We start from the raw sequence: 14,872 nt of genomic DNA, 5'->3' as shown, positions 1-14,872 counted from the left end.
GGAAATACAGCCAGGGTACATTTCAGAAAACCGGGCAGGCCAGTAAGATAGGATTATGAAAAATCTTACAGGAATATTTACTTTTTTTGGTTTATATATCCTTAAAATGTAAGTATACTGTATATGGGCTTTTAGTCTGCCTTAAATTTCGAACAAAAGCAGCAGACAGTCCGTCATACATATGGGGAGGAAGGTGCAACCAGGGTTTGTTTGTTCTGACAGCTCTATACTAATCAAAATGGGGAATGGTGGGAAACGTATGCAGTTTATAACAAATTGGGCTTTTCGCAATAAAGCGCCGGTCACACTGTTGGTCATTATTGCGCTTATTATTGGTGTGGTCAGCTATTTCCGCTTACCGATGGAATTTTTGCCGGAAGCGGACAATCCACAGGTGAGTGTCGTGACGCTCGCACAAGGATATGACGCAGGATCCATGACAGACAAAGTGACCGAACCAGTGGAACAGGCTGTTGCAGGTGTTAAAGGCAAGTCTTCGGTCCTGTCATCAACTGGTGATGGATATTCTCAGATTACGATTAATTTTGATTCAAAAACAAACATGAAGGATGCAAAACGAGAGGTTTCTGAAACCGTCAGCTCTCTCCAGTTTCCTGAAACCGTCGGGAAACCGCAGGTGTCTCAGCTGAACACCTCCATGATTCCGATCGGCCAGGTTTCCTTTACCTTTGATGATGGTCTGACAAAGGCCAATATGGAAAAGGCGAAAAAGAATCTGCTTCCGCTTTTCGAAAATAAGAAAAGCCTTGCCCAAGCCAGTATTTTTGGTGAGAGCACACCGAGTGTGGAAGTGAAGCTGGATACGAAGAAATTGAAAGAAAAGAAGGTTCCCGTCAACAGTGTGATGACCGTTCTTCAAGGGCAGAATGCTTCAGTTACTGCCGGCGGGGCAACGATTGACGGGAAGAAAAGCACGATCAATGTGACGGATAATCTAACATCCATCAGTGCGCTGGAAAAACTGGCCGTTCCGGTTCAATCCATGAATCCAACAGCACCAGTCGTTCAATTAAAAGATATCGCAACGCTTGAACGCAAAAGCACTGAAAATACGGTGCTGCGCATCAATGGAAAAGAAAGCATGGCTGTCACCGTATTTAAAGAAAACCGTTCAAGTGCGGTGACCGCCAGTAAAGATGTGAAGGCTGTCGTAAAGGAAATCAACAAAGACTACCCTGGTGTCAAAGCAGATACTGTTTTTACAACGGGTGACATGGTTGAAAACTCTGTAAACAGCATGATGAAGGAAGTGCTTCTTGGTGCTCTTTTTGCGACGATCGTTATTCTTGTCTTCTTGCGCAGGGTAAAGCCTACATTAGTGACCATCGTGTCCATCCCGCTTTCTCTTGCCATCACGCTCTTGCTGCTCTGGCTGTCAGGCGTTACGCTGAACATCCTGACGCTTGGAGGAGTGGCGGTAGCAGTTGGACGCCTTGTCGATGACAGCATCGTTGTCGTCGAAAATATTTTCAGGCGAAGCCAGAACAAAGCCTTTACAAAAGAAAATGTTCTGGAGGCTACTGCAGAAGTATCACGTGCGATTACGTCGTCGACTCTGATCACCGTAGCAGTGTTCCTGCCAATGGGGCTTGTCAACGGTTCACTGAAAGAGTTCTTATTGCCGTTCGGCCTCACGGTGACATATTCACTTCTTGCTTCACTTTTAGTTGCATTGGCCGTCGTTCCGTTATTGAGCCAGGGCATGCTGAAGAACATGAAGCTTCCTGCCCACTCTGAACCAAAACGCTATTTGAATCTATTAAAATGGTCGCTGAATCATAAGTACGTCCCGATCATTGTTGCTGTGGCCGTGCTTGTAGGTTCCATCGGCTTGTACATTTCCCTGCCGAAGGGGGCCATCAGTGCGAAGGATGCCAGTATGGTTTCCGTAAAAATGGAGTTTCCGAGCAACGCGCCTGAAGAAACCATTAAACAGCGTATGCTTGCCTTTGAAGATAAGCTGTCGGCTTTTAAGGGATATGATTATTTGATCACCCAGTACGGAGCCAGTGAAGATGAAGCGAAATACGGCAGCGTCAGCAATCCGGATACCGTTACTTTCACAGTCGTCATGAAAGAAGATGCAAACGCTGATACCTTTATTAAGAGTGTAAATAAAGCGAAGAAAGAAGAGAATGGAGTAAACATTACGGCTTCTGCCGGTTCCATGTTCGGAGGGGGTTCCGGAGGTTCTGAAATCACCTACGACATCAGTGGAAACGATCCTGATGAGCTTCTAAGCACCTCTAAAGAACTGATGAGCAAAATAAAAGAAGTGGACGGAGTGAAGAAGGTCTCAAGCAACCAGGATAAGACCGCTCCTGTCTATACAGTTAAAGTGAACACCGAGAAAATGAACACGGAGCAAGCGGCACATCAGGTCGCTTCACTCATCCAGCCGATGCCGATCGGTTCCATCACCTTTGATGGGAAAACAACGCCAATCATGCTGGATTCAGGGATCAATCCTTCCAAGGCGTCTGATCTGAAGGATCTTTCCATCCAGACAGCGCAAGGCATTGTGCCGCTTTCCAAAGTGGCTCAGATTACTGTGGAAGACAAACCGAGCACGGAGCTTCATAAAGACGGCAAACCTTACATCCGCATCTCTGCAGAAGTAAAGCCTGAGAAGCTGTCCGCCTTGTCAGCTGCTATCGATAAAAAAGTGAAAAAGGTCGATCTGCCAAAAGGCGTGAGCATGGAGCAGGGCGGAGCTGCACAGCAGCAATCCAGCGATTTTGCTGACCTTGGTCTCACGATGCTTGCTTCCATTTTAATCGTGTACCTGATTATGGTGATCACGTTTAAAACGTTCCGCGCGCCGCTCTCTATTTTAATGACACTGCCGCTGGCTTCCATCGGCGCGGTTCTCGGATTGCTGATTTCAGGAGTACCGGCTGATCCGACTGCATTGATCGGCGGACTCATGCTGATAGGTATCGTCATCACGAACGCGATCGTACTGATCGACCGAGTGAAGCAGAACGAAGAAACAATGATCATTCGGGACGCGATCATCGAAGCGTGCGGTACACGTCTCCGCCCGGTCATCATGACAGCGGTCGCTACCATTTTCGCCATGCTTCCGCTTCTGTTCGCTCATTCCGAGGACGGCAGCCTTGTCTCCAAGTCACTGGCCGTCGTTGTTATTGGAGGGCTCACAGGCGCAACTATTTTAACGCTTGTTATCGTTCCAGTCTTCTACGAGCTGCTTCATTTTAGAAAGTCAAAACGCCAACGCATCAAAATGTCCCAAGAAACTCAGCCGTTGAAGGAGAGCATGTAATCTTGATAAAGGCCAGTGCCGATCGGGCACTGGCTTTTTCCTTTTGACAGGAAGCCATTACTTGTAGATATTGGCGATGACCACACCAAGCACAGCAAGAATGAGAAACACAAAAGCCATCCCCGGGGCCTTGGCTCTGTAATATAAAAAACCGGCATATACGAACACGAGTGATACCCCAATGATAAGGATGGGGAAATGAGGCAGGACGTACCGGTCAAATGAATCAAAGGAAGACACCAAAAATATCGCCTCTTTTCTGTAGGGGTTGTCTTATAACTATATAATACCAATCATTGTCTTTGCTGCAATGAAGGGATGAAGAGGGACTCGATAGCTGTTCAATCAGAACTCAAGCAAGATAACAAAAAAACCTGCCGCAGCAGGTTTTTTTAATTTCTGATTTTGGAAAGCAGGCGGAGCATTTCGAGATATAGCCAGACGAGTGTAAGCATCAATCCGAATCCTGCGTACCATTCCATATATTTTGGCGCCCTCTGTTCCACGCCTCTTTCAATAAAATCAAAATCAAGCACGAGGTTGAGAGCGGCTACACCCACAATGACGAGACTGATGATAATGCCGACTACACCGGTTTCATGGATAAAAGGAACATGCAGTCCGAAAAATCGAAGAACAAAATCAACCAGATAAACGATGAAAATACCGAGAGTCGCCGCCATGACGCCAAGCCTGAAATTTTTTGTAACTTTAATCAAGCCCAATTTGTACACGATCAAAAGCGCAAAGAGCACGCTGAACGTGAGCAGAACCGCTTGCGTCGTAATGCCTGATAATTTTGCTTCATACATGGCACTGATGCCGCCGAGGGCAAGACCCTCCAGCATGGCATACAGAGGTGCTAAAAACGGTGATGCTTTTGGAACAAAAATGGTGATCAACGAAACGATGAAAGCTCCGATGACTCCTGCGAGCAGAAGCGGCGCCACTTGTTTCCCATCAAAATATTGATTCCACGTGTAAAAGGCTGTGGCACATAACAAAACGAGCAGGATGAACGTTTTATTCACCGTTCCCTGAAGTGTCATAGGATGATCCATCCCCTGGCCTTTTAGCTTGGAAAACGCGGAGTCTTTTAAACTAGGATTAGAACTCCTCATCACGTAACCTCCTTTTACTAAACTATACTATAGACGTGCTTCTTTTAAACCTTTCTTAGCAAAAGAAAGGTGTTTGGGGGCTTTTTTATGGGCTTTTTGAGAAGAAAGTAAATCATATTGAGTAAATTTCACGAGACAGAACCGGAAACGCGGGTTTTTTTAGCTGGTTTCAGTTGATATGTTTGGAAGAGGGGTGCCAAAGCTGCTCATCTTAGGTGTTGGACCGTTGCTTAGTTGTTTTTAGGTTCGATTTTTTAGGTTAATCGTTCAAAAATACCGATTTATGTTCAAAATCCATTCATTTTTGTTCAAATCCTAATGTGCAAGGCCTGAGCAGGTGAGAGAGCTTGTAATGAAATTGAAGGCAAGCACTTAGCGGTCGGGGAAAACCATCCAGTAGAACTGGGTGGTTTTTTGTATGGTTTGCCGGTGCAGATTCGGGGACGCTTTTATGAAAATGATGTGTTCTGCAAGTAAACCCTGTCGAACCGCAAGTAACAGCCCCGTTTCCGCAAGTAACTCATGTCGAACCGCAAGTAACGCGTCTGCCCTAGACTCAAAGGGCGGGTTGCCAGGATAACCTATTTGTTATATAACAGACTGTGATATAATTAGACTAAACTTTCTAATTATTTGATTTGTGGAGGGGATCAGTCGATGAATGTGCCAATGCTTTTGCCTCAATTTCTTGATCGTGCGGTAAAGTTGTATGGAAAAAAAACTGCAATAATTGGAGAAAAGCACTCCTATACCTATTATGAGGTGAATCAACGGGTTAACCAGCTCTCACGGGGGCTGCAGGAAGCTGGCATTGAAAAAGGAGATCGCGTGGGTTACCTTGCTCCGAACACGTCTGAGATGTATGAAGGATTTTACGGCGTACTGCAGCTGGGAGCGGTGATGGTCCCGCTCAATACGAGGCTTACTCCGGAGGATTATTTATACATACTGAATCACAGTGGAACAAAAGTGCTCTTTGTTCATCATGAGCTGGTGAACCAGATCGAGCCGGTGCGTAATCAGTTAACTGCAGTGGAGGAGATCATTGTTCACGGTCTTGAACAGGATAAGGATGGGCTGATCGCCTATGAGAAATGGCTGGACCAGTTCGATACCGCAGCGGTGGATCGTCCGGAGATGGATGAGAACGACCTGGCGACGCTTTTGTATACGAGCGGAACGACTGGCAAGCCGAAGGGTGTAATGCTGTCTCATCGCAGTAACTTTTTGCATGCGCTTACATCCATGCATCACCTGCGTGTTTCTGACCGTGATGTCCTGCTGCATGTGCTTCCGATGTTCCATGTCAACGGCTGGGGCTCTCCTTTTTACTATACGGCGAACGGGGCCACACAGGTTTTCTTGAATAAAGTAATGCCTGCAGAGATTTTTAGAAAAATGAAGGAGCATGGCGTTTCGGTGATGCACATGGCACCGACCGTTCTGAACAGCCTTTTGCAATATGCAGCAAATGAGGAGGAAGCTGTAAAAACGGCACAGGAGCTGCGGGTTGTCATTGCCGGTTCCGCACCGCCGCCAGCCTTTGTGAAGCGGGTGGAGGAAGAGTTGAATTGGGAATTTATCCAGGTGTATGGCATGACAGAAACTTCTCCACTGATTACGACCTCCATGATCCGGGACACGCAGGCTCATTTGCCGAACGAAGAGAAGTACCGTTTAAAAGCGAAAGCGGGATACGAATTTATTGGGAGTGAAGTGAAGGTCGTCAACGAAAACGGAGATGAAGTGGCCCACGACAGCAGGGAGATCGGTGAGATCGTCGTCCGAAGCAATACGGTCATGGAAGGTTACTGGAACAACCCGGAAGAAACGAGCCATGCGATCCGAAACGGGTGGTACCATACGGGGGATATGGCGGTCGTGGATGAGGAGGGCAACATTGAGATTGCCGACCGGAAAAAAGACATTATTATTTCAGGCGGGGAAAATATTTCGTCCATTGAAGTCGAGGGTGTTCTGTATGACCATCCTGCGGTTCTTGAAGCAGCAGTTATCGCAGTGCCGCATGAAAAATGGGGAGAAACCCCGCAAGCGGTCGTTGTCCTCCGTGAAGGGCATGAGGCGAGTGAGGACGAACTGATCACGTTCGCCCGCAGCCGTCTGGCTCACTTTAAGGCGCCGACGATCATCGTTTTTGCGGATGAACTGCCAAAGACCGGTTCTGGCAAAATACAGAAGGTGCATTTGAGGAAAGAGTACTGGAAGGATAAGGGACGGCTCGTTAACTAGCAGGTTTTGATCGTGACTGGTTATAAATACAAATGGTGTATTTCTCTGAAAATATGTATAATGGCACTTTAAGCGTTTAACGCGTTTCATGGTAATTCAATGCTAGAGGAAGGCAGGGGCAGCATGAAAAAAGATCATCAGGATTTAAAAAAGGGGTTATTGCCGCGTCACGTTCAATTTATCGCGTTAGCAGGGATGATAGGAACGGGTATTTTCAAAGGGAGCTCAGACACGCTCAGTTTGGCAGGGCCGAGTGTCGCATTAGCTTATTTATTAGGCGGGGCATTATTATTCATCGTTATGACAGCATTGGCTGAAATGGCCATTGTCTATCCTAATTTAAATGTTCAGAATCTCGTTTACAAAGCCTTTGGCCATCGGGTTTCATTTATTGTTGGCTGGCTTTACTGGGTGAACTGGGGCATTGTAACGGTTGTTGAAATATTGGCTGCGGGAAGCTTTTTGAAGTATTGGTTTTCCTCAGTGCCGTTATGGCTGTTAAGCTTGTTCTGCGCAGTCTTTATTATTGGAATCAATTTATTTCAAGTAAAGTATTATGGTGAGATTGAGTTTTGGTTTGCGGGAATTAAGATCGTTGCGCTTACAGCTTTTATCATCTTAGGGGCATGTATCCTGTTTGGACTGATTCCCAGCTCTATTGATCAGCCTTTGAGCAACTATACCGATTATGGCGGTTTCTTTCCTAACGGGATCGGCGGTATGTTGAGCGCGTTCTTAATCGTCATGTTCTCCTATGGAGGGGCAGAGCTGATTGGGGTAGCAGTGACCGAAACGAAGGATGCACAAAAAGTGCTGCCGAGAGTGATTAAAGGGACAGTGGGAAGAGTTGTGATTTTTTATATTCTCCCCATTTTGATCATCTGTGGTTTAATGCCATGGAACAAGGTATCCCTCGCTGAAAGTCCGTTCGTTCAGGTTTTCGATATTACAGGAATCCCTGGAGCAGGGCACATCATGAACTTTGTTCTTTTAACTGCCGTTTTATCAGCAGCAAACTCAGGGATCTATGCAACTTCCAGAACACTTTTTTCAATGGCACAGAGCGGTGAAGCGCCTAAAAAGCTGCTGAAGGTGTCCAAAACGGGTATTCCGATCAACGGCATTATTATTACATCCATCTGTATTCTAATCGGGGTCTTTCTCGCGTATATGACACCTGAAAAGATTATTGGCTATTTGATGACCATTCCTGGATTCACCATTCTTCTGATCTGGATTGCGATCTGTCTGGCACAGTTAAAGCTGCGCCGGCATTATGAGGAAAAGCCATTTTTCCAGGTGAGAGGCTTTCCTTTTACGACAATTCTCGGTGCTGTGCTATTATCGGTCATTTTTATTTTCTTCCTGTTCAATAAAGATAACATTATCGGTACAACGGTCTGTCTTATCATTGTGGCCGTTATTACTTTACTCGCTTTCTTACGTAAAGGTTCCAAAAAAGAGTCGATCGATTAATACAAAAAGAAGCAGCTGGCCTTGCAGCCGGCTGCTTTTTTTTATCCTGAATGAAAAAGGAAACACTCGAAAATCTGAATTTGACCCATAAAAAGAAGGTTTTCTATCATTATGGGGAACCTTTTTTTAAACACTAAATCGTAATATGAAGACAAAAGAGGGGTGTGAATGAAACTGTACTTTTCTGCTGTGAAATTTCTCTATGGAACAGTTGATGCAGTCAATTTTTATCGGTTGAATGCAAGGAAATCTGAAGGGCGGCAGCTAATTTCTTTATCATGAATTCAACGGTTATTATAAATTTCAGTAATTTAAAATTTAACAGAGATAAGTTTGTCAAAAGCATATCCTGTCTTCCAATATTTGGTTATAACGGAATGGCAAGGGGGGTGTCATTTGAAAAGAAAGTTTTATTTATGGGCATTGTTCTTAATCGTTCTTTTATTCGTTATTCCTCCATTACTGGCTCCCGTGATCCACAACGACACCAATCAAAAATCTGCGATACGAAATTATTTGGTGAAGGAGGGCCATCCCTACCAAAGTTTCGTTGCAAGAATGACGAGCAGGGGAAGAGATCAAGACCATGGTGAGAGGTATAAAGTCACTTGGCATGATTTTAGTAGTGATACCGGAATGACCCCTGCCATTTTCTATGTGAAGAAGAATAAAAAGGGCTATTATGTCGTATCAGCAGGAACCGGCCCCTGAAGATCGCAAGCCTGATCACGAAAAAAGCAGCGGACACTTGTCAGCTGCTTGTCTCATGCAGTAATTTTTGTTTGGCTGTATAAGCCATGTGGAAGTATTTGCTCGCCTTCTTATCATTTTCAGAGTTGTAGTACTCGGAGGCGAGCTTTTCGGCGTAGTCCTGGACATATCCCCATAGCTGGACGGATTCAAAATAGGGAAAGGCTGCAGCGGCCGTCTGTTCCAGCTGCTCAGCAGAGGAGGACTGGTTGTATTCGCTCAGGATGGAGAAATGGTGGATGTACTCCTCGTTTTGAGCATCACGGGCCATTTTCAGCCCTCGGATGATCCAGTCATCGGCAATGTCATGGTTTCTGAGTTTCACATGTTCCCGTGCGATCAGGAAGGTCGTCTTGTAGTCGGTCTCTTTGTCTTCAAATACCTCGGTCAATAGGGCGATCGCTTTTTCAGAAAGATTTTGCTCTGCATATAAAAGGCCGAGGTTGTAGCGGATCTTGAGCTCGAACGGTTCTTTTTTCAGGCTGTATGCACGAAGGATATCCAACGCAGATAGAAAATGGTGCTCGGCTTCCCGAAACTGTTTTAATGAGGTTGAGGCGAGACCGATCACATTTTCGCTGCCGGCGAGTTTCACTTCATAGCCGGATTTGTTCTCAAAGTATTCTTTTGCCTTGATGGCGTGGCGGACGGCGAGCAGTGGCTGACGTATGTGATAATAAAAGGTAGCGACTTTGTAGTTGAATTCCGCTTTTTCGATCTCATCAGGAAACTGGTTTAACATCTTTTCAGCCAGCTGATAGTGCAGCTTGGCTTCGAGATAGTTCCCGGTGTCTGTGGCATAGATCGCTTTGAAGAAGTGAAAGTAATAGGATAAAAAATCGTCTGTTTCCCTTTTTTTCTCTTCAACCAATTTGTTCAAGGTATACCGCGCTTCCCAAAGATCATTGACCAGAAGCTGATACCTGAAGCTTAACAAAGAGTAGTAGATAAAGAGGGTCTGTGTAGGATCGATTTCCATGTTCTCAATCTTTTCGTCAATTTCCAACTTCAATCTGCGGGATTCTACGAGGTTTTGTGAGAGAATTTCACGATACCAGCTGTTTAACAGCTGAGTCATCTGTTCCGTACTCGTCAGCTCTACTTCCATAGCGTACGCCCCACCCTTTAGCATAAATTTACAATTTAACACAATCTTAGCATAATCGTTATCTTTCCGATTGAGTAAATTGTCGTAATTAACTGAAAATTTTAACCTAACTTTTCTCCTAATTTTTTACTAGACAAGGGAGATTGGTCGGCAAGTCATAAAAAAGAGGGAAGGAGATCGCTCTCTTTCCCTCTTGCTGTTTTATGTTAAGGCCTGGGTGTGCAAACCTGCAACTCGAAAGTTACCCATTTGTCGTAGAAAATGTCTTACCGTGTTCCGCATTCGTAACTGCTGAATGATCCGCGATATAGCCACCAATCAATAAAGCACCAGCCAATGCAATACCTACAAGAGCACTTGTCATTTTCTTCATATTGACACCCCTCAATATTATTTGTTTTGTTTGTTCTGCTGAAGATTCCTCGGTACAGGATTTCAAAATCGAACGCTCCCGGCCTCCTTTGTCTTCAACAATATCTTACAATTTACAACAATAATAGCAAAGATTTTTAAATTTGCATTGGGTAAAATGTCGCAATTTACAAAATTTTCTTACATAACTTTTTTACTAATTTTTCCTTTGTTCTTGTTCTCAGACGGCGCGGTTAAAAAAATAACCAAAAAGATAGTCTCATAGTGGTATAGACAACCTTTCAGCAGAAGAATACCCTTTAAATGACATCTTAGGAAAGGAAAGGAATGAAAAAGAAAGGAGGAATAAACTTGAAAAAGTTAGCAGCCTGTATGCTGCTGGTTATTCTCTTCGCCGGAATCACTGCCCCATTGGCCGTCAGTGCGTCCAGCGAACACAGCGTGAAAATCCGTGTGATGAGCTATAACCTGCACTACGGAAACAGCATGGGGAATGTATATGATTTGAACGCCCAGGCTGAAGTGATCCGCCAGTCGGGGGCGGAGATCATCGGGCTTCAGGAAGTCGATGTTCATTGGGGCAGCCGGAGTTTGTTTGAAGACGATATGAAACTCCTTGCTGAAAAGCTTCATATGCATTACTTTTTCGCACCCATTTATGATCTGCCGCCGCTCAATGCCGGAGAGCCAAACCGCCAGTTTGGGGTAGGCGTATTGAGCAAGTATCCCATTGTGAGGGCAGTGAACCGGGAGATTACAAGACTGTCTACGCAAGTCCCCAACCCAGTTCCAGCTCCTGCACCTGGCTTTGCCCAGACCTTGATCAATGTTAAAGGGATCAAGCTCCATGTCTACTCTACACACCTTGATTACCGTGCGGATCCAGCCGTACGGGCTATGCAAGTGAACGATATGCTTTCCATATTGAAGGAGAGCTCCCGCCAGAAAATTTTATTCGGAGACATGAACGCTCAGCCGAATGCGCCCGAACTAAAGCCCCTTTTCAGCACTCTTCATGATACATGGAACAGCACAGAACTCGGGCTGACTTTTCCGGCGAACCATCCTTCATCCAAGATCGACTACATCCTAACCTCAACGCGTATCCGCTCAAGTTCTTCGTATATTACCAGCACACTTGCATCTGACCACCGTCCCATTATTGCTGATCTAGCCATACCGCGGCCGTTAAAATATAAGGAGGGAGTAAGATGACGAGCAAGTTCGTACGTGTTTTATTCATTGTTCTGGCCTTCATGATGGCTTTTCCAAGCCAGTCACTCGGCGCTTCAAGCCCGGGGAAGCATGGAAAAGGAGAGGGCTGGATCAAACGTATCGTGAAGCACATGACGGTGGAGGAGAAGGTAGGCCAGGTCTTTATCATTCATGTGTATGGCAAAACGGCTGAGGACCCGGCCTATGAACAAACCAACATCAAACAGAAACGCGGAGCGAAAAACTTCGTGGAAGCAATTGGGAAGTATCATCTGGGAGGCGTCATTTATTTCAACTGGACGGATAATATCGGCATCTCGGTGAATAAAGCCCAAGTGAACAAGCTGTCCAATGATATTCAAAAAGCAGCGATGAAACAAAGGATGCCGATTCCGCTGTTCGTTTCCACTGACCAGGAGGGTGGAGTTGTGGCGCGTGTAACGGAGCCAGGCACCGTTTTCCCTGGGAACATGGCACTGGCTGCGGCTCAATCCGCAGACTATGCCAAACAGTCCGCCAGCATCATGGGTCTTGAACTGAAAAGCCTTGGCATTAACTTGAATTTTGCTCCGGATCTGGATGTGAACGTGAATCCCAACAATCCGGTTATCGGTGTTCGTTCGTTTTCTGAAAACCCGGACGTTGTTTCCCGTTTGGGTGTCGCCCAGGTGAAAGGATATCAGGAGCAGAACATGATGGCGACCGCCAAGCATTTTCCGGGCCACGGTGACACCGATGTAGATTCCCATTCCGGTCTGCCCATCATCAACCACGATTTGAAGACACTGAATGAAGTTGACTTGAAGCCGTTTAAAGCTGCCATCCACTCAGGGATTGATGCGATCATGACCGGACATCTTGTTGTACCGGCGCTCGATGATTCCGGAATGCCCGCTACGTTATCCAAGCCGATTCTGACTGGACTGCTTCGTGAAAAGATGAAGTTCAAGGGACTGATTATCACCGACAGCCTTGGCATGTCAGGAGCGAATATTGTGCCGCCTGACCGTGTCCCGGTGGAAGCGTTTAAAGCGGGTGCAGACATTCTTTTAAATCCGCCGGATGTTGATGTTGCCTACAACGGGCTGTTGAATGCGGTGAAGAGCGGAGAGATTTCCGCAAAACGCCTGGATCAGTCGGTGGCCCGCATTCTAAAAGCAAAGATGAAGCGTGGGTTGTTCCACCAACCGTATGTGAAGCCGGATGCGATCAGCCAAATCGGTTTGCCTGAAAATCTTCAGAAAGCGGAGAACATGACGGATCAATCGATTACGATGATCAAAAATGAGAACCATACACTGCCGATTCAGCAGGGAGATAAGGTGCTTGTGACCGGACCGTCCCTCGGCAAACCATTGGAACTGGCGTCAGCCTTGAAGGGGAAAGGATTAACGGCGAGCGGGTTTGCAACCGCAGCCAGTCCGACTGCAGCCGAGATCGCGAGTGCAGTGCATCAAATGGCCGGCAAGGATCTCGTCGTAGTCACCGCTTATACAGCTAACACGAACAGTGCTCAGCAGAACCTTGTAAAAGCTCTGCAAGCAGCGGGTAAGCCGGTTGTCCTAGCCTCCATGCGAAATCCGTACGACATTATGGCGCTGCCGGACGTTACGGCCAATATCTTAACCTATGGAAATCAAAATGTATCGGTGAGGTCCCTTGCGAAAGCTTTAGCTGGAGAAATCAGTCCAGGCGGCAAGCTGCCGATAACGATTCCAGGGAAATATCCATTCGGTTTTGGATTAAGCTACTGATTAAATGAAGCGAAAAGAGCTTGGGATGCAGGGTTTCCAAGCTCTTTTCATTTGAACGATTGTTTAATTTTTAGCGATATAGCCTTCCACTTTATTGACTCCGCCGCCGAACCAGCGTTTGCCTGTTCCCGTGTAGGTGTACCCGAAGCTGTCTTTTTGTTTGTAATGATTGACCGCTTTATCAAGGTCATGAAAGACCCGATGAAGATAGACAAGCGCTGTTCTGTCCTTGGATAATGTCACCTCTTGTGCCAGGTCTTTGGCATTGTGCAGGTCCTTTTCTATATTTTTATTTTTCACGTGCAGGGTTTTGATCCTGCTTACGAGCTGGCGTGCATGTTCTTGCTGATCACGCCAGTTGATGCGGTGATCGGCATCATAGCAGAGGGTCTTGTTGTAGTATTGATGAAAAGAAGCGATGATTTGAGAGTAGGGTTCAGCGGAGGCTTGTCCTGTTCCGGCGGCTTCCACCTGTTCGGAATCGGATGTGGCTGAGATATAGTACCAGGCGATCCAGCGATGCTGAACAATAGAAGGGCAAGGACAGTGAATGTTTTCTTTTGCTTAACGAATAGGCTCACGAAATCACTTCCTTCTAATTTTCTATTTATTCTGAATATTATACCATAATTTGGACTTGAAAATATTGTTTTCTTTGTAACTTCTGGTTTAAAGTGACGACTAATGAGGTGTAAATCAAAAATGATTTATAAAAAAACGAGGGTCTAAAGGAGAGGGTCTTGTTATGAAACCATGGAAAAAAATTACGGTATCAGTGTTGACGGCATCAGCTTTGCTAATGGGAGTGCCTTCTATAGCTGGAGCACAAGAAAAGCCCGATTATTCTATTTTTCAACTGCCTAAATCAGGTGTGCTGAAAGTGGGAGACAGAGGAGAAAACGTTAAAGTCTTGCAATGGGCGTTGAATAAAGTGGTGAATGCCGGGTTGAAAACTGACGGAATCTACGGTTCAAAAACAAAGAGTGCCGTTATCAAATTCCAAAAGAGTGCTAAATTAGTTGCAGACGGCATTTATGGAAAGAAAACGCATGCTGCCCTTTCGGAAAAAATCAATTCCTTCGGATTTCCGGAGATCGTTTTGAAGGAAGGCAGCAAGGGAGAAGCGGTGCGCATTCTTCAAAAAGGGCTTAATGAGATTGGATCTGGGCTTACAGTTGACGGAATTTACGGCCCCAAAACAAAAGCTGCGGTTCTCAAGTTCCAAAAGAAATATCCTGAGTTAAAAGATACCGGTATTTTTGATGCAGACACGAGAATCCTTCTTGATAAAGTGTTGCATGACTGATTCCAATTCAAAAAAAAGCTTGCCAGTCTCGTTTAGAGGCCTGAGCTAACCTAAATAAGTGAGACAATATAAAACACCTTCGAACTGGTACAATGAAAAAACAAGTACTATTATCGGAGGTGTTTTTGCATGGGCAAAAACAGATATTCAAGCGAGACCAAATGGGCTGTGGTCAAAGACAAACTCAGCGGTGAGTTCACGACGAAAGAAATT

At 45.6% G+C, this 14,872-nt stretch carries 12 protein-coding genes; 7 read left to right on the top strand and 5 right to left on the bottom strand.

The annotated features are described in order from the left end of the window. The first annotated feature begins 259 nt into the window (after positions 1 to 259). Entirely contained in the window at positions 260 to 3,307 is a 3,048-nt protein-coding gene (locus tag ABHN01_RS13845; protein WP_429876036.1) for an efflux RND transporter permease subunit, read from the top strand. A gap of 57 nt (positions 3,308 to 3,364) precedes the next feature. On the opposite strand, the gene ABHN01_RS13840 is transcribed toward ABHN01_RS13845, so the two are convergent. Then, complete coding sequence (locus tag ABHN01_RS13840; protein ID WP_429876035.1) at positions 3,365 to 3,547, bottom strand: hypothetical protein; 183 nt, start codon at positions 3,545 to 3,547, stop codon at positions 3,365 to 3,367. Between the two features lie 152 nt (positions 3,548 to 3,699). Beyond that, positions 3,700 to 4,428 (bottom strand): Bax inhibitor-1/YccA family protein, encoded by a 729-nt coding sequence (locus ABHN01_RS13835; RefSeq protein WP_290398015.1) that lies wholly within the window; start codon positions 4,426 to 4,428, stop codon positions 3,700 to 3,702. Positions 4,429 to 5,085: 657 nt separating this feature from the next. On the opposite strand from ABHN01_RS13835, the gene ABHN01_RS13830 reads away from it, so the two are divergent. The 3 genes from ABHN01_RS13830 (at position 5,086) to ABHN01_RS13820 (ending at position 8,865) form a co-directional block, all read left to right on the top strand. Continuing rightward, positions 5,086 to 6,678, top strand: a complete 1,593-nt coding sequence (locus ABHN01_RS13830; RefSeq protein WP_429876034.1) for a long-chain-fatty-acid--CoA ligase — start codon at positions 5,086 to 5,088, stop codon at positions 6,676 to 6,678. A gap of 123 nt (positions 6,679 to 6,801) precedes the next feature. After that, a complete protein-coding gene (locus ABHN01_RS13825) occupies positions 6,802 to 8,154 on the top strand; it encodes an amino acid permease (protein ID WP_429876033.1) in 1,353 nt (450 codons plus the stop codon). 396 nt (positions 8,155 to 8,550) lie between these two features. Continuing rightward, entirely contained in the window at positions 8,551 to 8,865 is a 315-nt protein-coding gene (locus tag ABHN01_RS13820) for a hypothetical protein (RefSeq protein WP_429876032.1), read from the top strand. A gap of 40 nt (positions 8,866 to 8,905) precedes the next feature. On the opposite strand, the gene ABHN01_RS13815 is transcribed toward ABHN01_RS13820, so the two are convergent. Both ABHN01_RS13815 and ABHN01_RS13810 read right to left on the bottom strand, forming a co-directional pair. Beyond that, complete coding sequence (locus tag ABHN01_RS13815) at positions 8,906 to 10,012, bottom strand: tetratricopeptide repeat protein (protein WP_429876031.1); 1,107 nt, start codon at positions 10,010 to 10,012, stop codon at positions 8,906 to 8,908. A 241-nt stretch (positions 10,013 to 10,253) separates the two neighbouring features. Continuing rightward, positions 10,254 to 10,451: a hypothetical protein gene (locus tag ABHN01_RS13810; protein WP_290398020.1), complete on the bottom strand. Its 198-nt coding sequence runs from the start codon at positions 10,449 to 10,451 to the stop codon at positions 10,254 to 10,256. 284 nt (positions 10,452 to 10,735) lie between these two features. On the opposite strand from ABHN01_RS13810, the gene ABHN01_RS13805 reads away from it, so the two are divergent. Beyond that, positions 10,736 to 11,599, top strand: a complete 864-nt coding sequence (locus ABHN01_RS13805; protein WP_290398021.1) for an endonuclease/exonuclease/phosphatase family protein — start codon at positions 10,736 to 10,738, stop codon at positions 11,597 to 11,599. Beyond that, a complete protein-coding gene (locus ABHN01_RS13800; RefSeq protein WP_429876030.1) occupies positions 11,596 to 13,353 on the top strand; it encodes a glycoside hydrolase family 3 protein in 1,758 nt (585 codons plus the stop codon). Before ABHN01_RS13805 ends, ABHN01_RS13800 begins: the two co-directional genes overlap by 4 nt. A gap of 63 nt (positions 13,354 to 13,416) precedes the next feature. On the opposite strand, the gene ABHN01_RS13795 is transcribed toward ABHN01_RS13800, so the two are convergent. Beyond that, on the bottom strand, positions 13,417 to 13,824 hold the full coding sequence (locus ABHN01_RS13795) for a hypothetical protein (protein WP_429876029.1): 408 nt from the start codon (positions 13,822 to 13,824) through the stop codon (positions 13,417 to 13,419). A gap of 274 nt (positions 13,825 to 14,098) precedes the next feature. On the opposite strand from ABHN01_RS13795, the gene ABHN01_RS13790 reads away from it, so the two are divergent. Continuing rightward, a complete protein-coding gene (locus ABHN01_RS13790) occupies positions 14,099 to 14,659 on the top strand; it encodes a peptidoglycan-binding domain-containing protein (protein ID WP_290398024.1) in 561 nt (186 codons plus the stop codon). Positions 14,660 to 14,872: the final 213 nt, after the last annotated feature.

The organism is Fictibacillus sp. NRS-1165 (assembly GCF_050468105.1).
Taxonomy (GTDB): domain Bacteria; phylum Bacillota; class Bacilli; order Bacillales; family Fictibacillaceae; genus Fictibacillus_C; species Fictibacillus_C terrinigri.
This window is presented reverse-complemented; position numbering and strand designations above follow the sequence as displayed.

What these genes read in the sequence shown, in the direction of transcription:
- ABHN01_RS13800 (WP_429876030.1), top strand. Translation starts at nt 11,596, where the DNA reads ATGACGAGCAAGTTCGTACGTGTTTTATTCATTGTTCTGGCCTTCATG.
- ABHN01_RS13835 (WP_290398015.1), bottom strand. Translation starts at nt 4,428, where the DNA reads ATGAGGAGTTCTAATCCTAGTTTAAAAGACTCCGCGTTTTCCAAGCTA.
- ABHN01_RS13825 (WP_429876033.1), top strand. Translation starts at nt 6,802, where the DNA reads ATGAAAAAAGATCATCAGGATTTAAAAAAGGGGTTATTGCCGCGTCAC.
- ABHN01_RS13815 (WP_429876031.1), bottom strand. Translation starts at nt 10,012, where the DNA reads ATGGAAGTAGAGCTGACGAGTACGGAACAGATGACTCAGCTGTTAAAC.
- ABHN01_RS13790 (WP_290398024.1), top strand. Translation starts at nt 14,099, where the DNA reads ATGAAACCATGGAAAAAAATTACGGTATCAGTGTTGACGGCATCAGCT.
- ABHN01_RS13830 (WP_429876034.1), top strand. Translation starts at nt 5,086, where the DNA reads ATGAATGTGCCAATGCTTTTGCCTCAATTTCTTGATCGTGCGGTAAAG.
- ABHN01_RS13845 (WP_429876036.1), top strand. Translation starts at nt 260, where the DNA reads ATGCAGTTTATAACAAATTGGGCTTTTCGCAATAAAGCGCCGGTCACA.